The sequence below is a fragment of the Pelagicoccus enzymogenes genome (assembly GCF_014803405.1).
Taxonomy (GTDB): Bacteria; Verrucomicrobiota; Verrucomicrobiia; order Opitutales; family Opitutaceae; genus Pelagicoccus; species Pelagicoccus enzymogenes.
The window spans coordinates 1-4898 of the sequence record NZ_JACYFG010000044.1; the positions used below are offsets into that span (position 1 = coordinate 1).

Consider the following 4898-nt stretch of genomic DNA (forward strand, 5'->3'; position numbering starts at 1 on the left):
CAACGTCGAGTGCATACGCGGAGGGGGCGCAGCCCCCGGAGTTGTATGACACGATTTGTTCTGACCTATTTTTTCTTAAGGTTTAGGGTGTGGTTGTCGCAATCAGCATAGATAAGCTTTAGGTCGCCTCCTTTGCTTTTGTAGATGCATGAGGTCATTTGGTGCCCCTCATTTGAACTGGATACGTAGAGGAAAATGAGTCCATCGTAAAGAATCCACATTTGCTTTACATCTTCTTCGTTGAATTCGTTAGAGATCCATTTCTTATCATTTTTTAAGGTGATTGATACTTGATCTATCGATCCCTCAATTCCACAGGATCCTTCCCAAGTTCCGTGTAGTTCTTTTAAGTCTGACTCTTCTAGGTTCGTGTAGGTAAGTTTCGGCTGATTAAGCCATTCTTCCCACATCGTATCGATCTTCAATCGATCTTCTATTGGATTGGCTCCATTCGCTCGGATAACGCCCAAAGCCATAAAGATCAGCGCGACTAGAGTTGGGCATCGAGGTTTCATTTTTTCAGAACGTCGAGGTCTCACGCGGCGCTTGTCGCCGTTGTGAGCACCGACTTGATATGAGTTATGTTTTTTAGCGAATCTAGTTCGATCCACTTTTCTGACTTCTCGGTTAGCTTCATTCTTTTCTTTAATTCAATTTCTGATTCTGAAACCGAAACCAGCATAATAAACGGTCCCATGTTTGAGTAGTGCTCACCAGTGTCTTCGTCGTACATCGAAAGCGGACTAGCATAATCAATGCTCATGAAAATGTGCTCTTCTTTTGTGGACCCTAGATAGTACCAAACGGTGTGTTCTTGCTTGCTCGCTCTCTTTAGTTCGTTCGTAAGCTGATCAATGGTCCAGTGGTTTCCGATTCTAGATCCTTTCGTGAAACCTGCAATCGCCGGGTCATGTGGTCGAGGCCATTGCAGCGGATTGCCAGAGAGCGTGTAGCAACCAAGGAGAGTGATTACCGCTATTATCGTTCTTCTCATATCGCCTAAGACTCACGACGTAGGACGCGCAGCGTCCGGAGTTGTGAGCTCTGCTTGGTTAGCTCCTATGTTTTCTTTCCAGAGAACTTCTTCTCCGGCGGTTGAGTGCTCTCCCCAAATCAATAGAATCTGTTTTTCTGAAGAGCTCGGTTCAATGATGCCGATACCTACGAACAGTAGATCAATGTGGTGATCAAAGCATCCATCTAGTCTAATGCTTGGTATGCCTCTAACTGGCTCAATGCTAATGGCACCTATGTCTTCAAACTCTTCTGGAATTCCATCATCGTAGACACTGTATTCAATATATACTTCTTCTTTCTTAACTTTCTCTACCAGCTCAGCCATTTGTGCGTAAAGTCGTTCCAAGCGTTCTGGCGTAAGTGCTCGTGCGCTAGCAACGGCTTCAGAATCTTCGTCGCACGTCACATCACCACAACTCGTAAGGGCGATGATGAGGAGCGCTTGGATTACTGATATGTATCTCTTCATTTTCTAGCTAACGTCAAAGTGTCACGACGTAGGACGCGCAGCGTCCGGAGTTGTGACCACTGACTGGTTCTCATGGTTTTTAGTCCCAATCATTGAAAAGTACATCTCCAATTCTATCAGGCTTCCAGTAGTTGACTTGATCAAGTTCAGATTGGTTAAGGTTCTTTAGAGTATCCACATGTGGATACTCTTTCAAAAAGCAGCTGGACGCCACTTCGTAGCCACCATTCGACTCAATCGCCATCTTCAATTCTTCATGATCTTTGAATTGGACGTTCGCAACCAAGTCTGACTGTGACAGTTTTTCGGCGAAGGCTACTATCGGATAGTGCTCATTTATTAGTATCGTTTCTCGATCGCCTTTCTTGTTCTGGAGAAGAACTCTGTGATGGTTCCTTGGGTATTGAGCTTCCTGAATCTCTTCGACGCTGAAATTGGCTTCACGAACTATCGTATGGAAGTCTCGTTTTATCTGGTCAAAGTCTAGCCTAGGAGGTTCAGAACCTCCTTTTTGTGACCAAAATCCCGTTACGCCTTCTTTCATCTATTTTTTGAGAACGTGGAGGCCATACGTGACGGCCTCGGATAAGGCTGCATTTTCGGGTTTCGTTAAATTCGTTGGGATCGTTGAAAAAGGGGCGGGCGTTTGCCGGCATTGTATGGGCCGTCTGGTTGGGCTATTCGTTTAAAATCGCTACAACCGAGACAACTATGATCAAAAAAATGAAACTGAAAGAGACAACAGCACAACCTCTCGAGGTCTTCTTTATTTCTTCTCTTAGCTCATCATCGATGTTTTCTCCTTTTTTACTGCGTTCGTAGTAATAGGAAATTAGTGATTTTCCTATCCTGTTGATGTTCGGGTGTTGGGATATGAATAGTTCTTTGTCTTTCTTTTCTTGTTCGGCTTGCCGTCTTAGATGCTGTTTGGCTTCTTCTTCTTTTTTCTTTTTTTCCTCTTTCGCTAGACGTTGTAGGTCAGCCGTACGAAGCTTGATGTATAGTGCCTTTGTCTTCGACTCGTCGCCCTCCGTTGTTGCGTATGCTTTGGCGAATGTAGCTGTATCCACAGTTTTATCACTCAACTCTTGAAAGGCTTGCTCGTAGTATCGGTTGTCCATTCGTTTCCGTCTTTTTTCTTTGCCCAACGCCGAGTACAGGCGACGAGCGCTTGCGCTCGTTGCCTGCTACGACTTGTTAGAGTTTGTTAATTTCTATTTGGACGATTAAATCTTCAATCGTTTTTGCGAGGGTCTTTTCGTGTGAACAGGGGCCTGAAAGCAATAGATCCTCCGGAGAATACCAATCGCCTGGGAAGCTTTCGACGTGATAAGGTCCAGAATCGAAGCCTAGAGAATCGTAGTTCTTTCGATAGTTTTGGAGGTGCTGAAGAGCTTGGTCTGGAATGTGATTTTCAAAGAAATCCTCGATCCGATCCATCAGGTAATGCTCTCTCTTTTCCTCGTTCAAACCTACAGCCTCAATGAGCCACTCTCTTGTCTTTTCTTCTTTTTTTTTATCTTCGAAATAGACGGCTAGCAATAGATGGTTGAGTATGGCTATGCATGTAGAAACCTGGACTCTCCCGTGCCAAGCGGGTTGCGTGTAACCCAATCTCTGGAAATGGAGAGTGTATCCATTTATGCAGTATGCTTCGTACAGACTTATCGTTTCTTCTCTTATTGCATCAGAGAGAAAGAAGCCGAGTGAATTCGCGATAAGCATCGGATTCTCTGTCGATTCGATCTCTTCTATTGGTGCCTTCATTTCTCTCTCTAACGTGAAGGCCATACGCGAATATAGGCTAGGAGAAGTTATTCATGATGCCCGAAAGGCGCGGGCCGAAGAGCTCGCTTTCGGGGCATTGTGAATAACTTCCGGCGGGGTTGGACTCCGTTTGGCTTTTCATTACAATTTCAGCGCTCGCCCGCAGTCCAGGAACAAATACGCGGCGTCCCCTGGAGGACTGTGACCTTACCGTTCCGGGCTGCGGGTAGCGCCTTGACTTTTTGACGACTCCTCGGTGGAAGCCCTCTGCACGGACCACTCTATATTGCTGTCGCTGCCGGTCAAGGACGAGCTTTCCGCAACCCTCAACCGACTATGACACGATGAAGGAAAAGCCCCTGGACTTCGCGATCGGGATCGACCGTTCCGACGCAACCCTGGACGTTTGCCTCGCCTCCCTGCGGGCGGGCTCCAGTCCGCGTTTCGACAAGCTGGCCAACAGCCCCGACGAACTGGGCGCGTGGCTGGCGAGGCTTCGCTCCGAGCATCCCGAGGCCCGCGTCGCGGTGGCCTTCGAGATGCCCGCTCCCGACCTGGTAGCCTTCCTGTGCCCGCGCGGCTGGCTGGAGGTCTACGCCCTCAACCCCAGCGTGCCGGCCCGCTTCCGCAAGGCCTTCAACGGCTCCGGGGCCAAGAGCGACCTGCTGGACTGCGAGGTCCTCGCCCAGCTGCTGGCCTCGCACCGCGACAAGCTCCGGGCCCACCGGCTGGACAGCGCGGCCATGCGCAGGATCGACTCGCTCTCCAAGGCCCGCCGCGGGGAGGTCGACCGGCAGGTCGAGCAGTGCAACCGCCTCAAGTCGCTGCTAAAAAGCAGCTTCCCGCAGGCCCTGGCGCTGCTGGGCAGGGACTTGCACGCCCCCATGGCGATAGGCTTCCTTCGCCGCTGGCCCTCGCTGCAGGCGGCCCGCGAGGCGGACCCCGAGGAGATGGCGGCCTTCTACCGCAGCTCCCACTGCTCGCGCAGGGACGTGATCGAGGAGCGCCTGCGGGTGGTGGCCGAGTCCGTCGTCCTGACCGACGACCCCGCGATCATGGACGTCATGGAGCTTCGAATCTCCAGCTGCCTGGACCACATCGAGGCCTGCTCGAGGGCCATCGCGAGATACGACCAGGAGCTGGCCCGGCGCTACGCCGAGTCGGAGGACAAGCCGATCTTCGACAGCCTTCCCGGAGCCGGTCCGGCTCTAGGGCCGCGGCTGCTCTCGGCCATGGGCGAGGACCGCTCCCGCTACTCCAGCCGCGAGGCCCTGCAGCGCTACAGCGGGGTCGCCCCCGTTACCCAGAGCAGCGGCAAGAAGCGCATCGTGCACCGCCGCTACTCCCGGCCGAGGTTCCTGATGCAGACCTTCGTGGAGTTCGCCGGCGAGTCGATAAAGTGGAGCTCCTGGGCGTCCGCGTTCTGGAGGATGAAGAAGGCCGCGGGAATGACCTACAACTGCGCCATGCGGGAGCTGGCCTACAAGTGGCAGAGGATAATATACCGGATGTGGAAGACTCGAACCGCCTACGACGAAGGGCTCTATATAGAACGACTAAAAGCGAAAGGAAGCCCGATATGCGCGTACCTGCAAGATTCCATGAAAAACTGATATAGCAGCTTGACTCCTAGCCTCAGTGGTAA

7 protein-coding genes are annotated in these 4898 nt (G+C 51.2%); 1 reads left to right on the forward strand and 6 read right to left on the reverse strand.

The window, feature by feature from the left end:
• Nucleotides 1-65: 65 nt before the first annotated feature.
• From IEN85_RS18630 to IEN85_RS18655, 6 genes are all read right to left on the reverse strand, one after another.
• Nucleotides 66-515 (reverse strand): hypothetical protein, encoded by a 450-nt coding sequence (locus IEN85_RS18630; protein ID WP_191618625.1) that lies wholly within the window; start codon nt 513-515, stop codon nt 66-68.
• 20 nt (nt 516-535) lie between these two features.
• Nucleotides 536-994 carry a hypothetical protein gene (locus IEN85_RS18635; protein WP_191618626.1) on the reverse strand — a complete coding sequence of 153 codons (459 nt, stop codon included), beginning with the start codon at nt 992-994 and terminating at the stop codon, nt 536-538.
• A gap of 12 nt (nt 995-1006) precedes the next feature.
• Entirely contained in the window at nt 1007-1486 is a 480-nt protein-coding gene (locus IEN85_RS18640; protein WP_191618627.1) for a hypothetical protein, read from the reverse strand.
• A gap of 79 nt (nt 1487-1565) precedes the next feature.
• Complete coding sequence (locus IEN85_RS18645) at nt 1566-2030, reverse strand: hypothetical protein (RefSeq protein ID WP_191618628.1); 465 nt, start codon at nt 2028-2030, stop codon at nt 1566-1568.
• Between the two features lie 133 nt (nt 2031-2163).
• The gene (locus tag IEN85_RS18650; RefSeq protein ID WP_191618629.1) at nt 2164-2607 is read right to left on the reverse strand and encodes a hypothetical protein; all 444 of its coding nucleotides are present in this window, start codon (nt 2605-2607) and stop codon (nt 2164-2166) included.
• Between the two features lie 76 nt (nt 2608-2683).
• Nucleotides 2684-3253 carry a hypothetical protein gene (locus IEN85_RS18655; protein ID WP_191618630.1) on the reverse strand — a complete coding sequence of 190 codons (570 nt, stop codon included), beginning with the start codon at nt 3251-3253 and terminating at the stop codon, nt 2684-2686.
• A gap of 344 nt (nt 3254-3597) precedes the next feature.
• Here IEN85_RS18655 and IEN85_RS18660 point away from each other — a divergent pair, with 344 nt between their 5' ends.
• Nucleotides 3598-4866, forward strand: coding sequence for an IS110 family RNA-guided transposase (locus IEN85_RS18660; protein ID WP_191616790.1), 1269 nt, complete (start codon nt 3598-3600; stop codon nt 4864-4866).
• The last annotated feature ends 32 nt before the right edge of the window (nt 4867-4898 follow it).

Bases quoted from the DNA above. Each gene is read 5' to 3' on its own strand.
- IEN85_RS18630 (WP_191618625.1), bottom strand. From the start codon at position 515: ATGAAACCTCGATGCCCAACTCTAGTCGCGCTGATCTTTATGGCTTTG.
- IEN85_RS18635 (WP_191618626.1), bottom strand. From the start codon at position 994: ATGAGAAGAACGATAATAGCGGTAATCACTCTCCTTGGTTGCTACACG.
- IEN85_RS18640 (WP_191618627.1), bottom strand. From the start codon at position 1,486: ATGAAGAGATACATATCAGTAATCCAAGCGCTCCTCATCATCGCCCTT.
- IEN85_RS18645 (WP_191618628.1), bottom strand. From the start codon at position 2,030: ATGAAAGAAGGCGTAACGGGATTTTGGTCACAAAAAGGAGGTTCTGAA.
- IEN85_RS18650 (WP_191618629.1), bottom strand. From the start codon at position 2,607: ATGGACAACCGATACTACGAGCAAGCCTTTCAAGAGTTGAGTGATAAA.
- IEN85_RS18655 (WP_191618630.1), bottom strand. From the start codon at position 3,253: ATGAAGGCACCAATAGAAGAGATCGAATCGACAGAGAATCCGATGCTT.
- IEN85_RS18660 (WP_191616790.1), top strand. From the start codon at position 3,598: ATGAAGGAAAAGCCCCTGGACTTCGCGATCGGGATCGACCGTTCCGAC.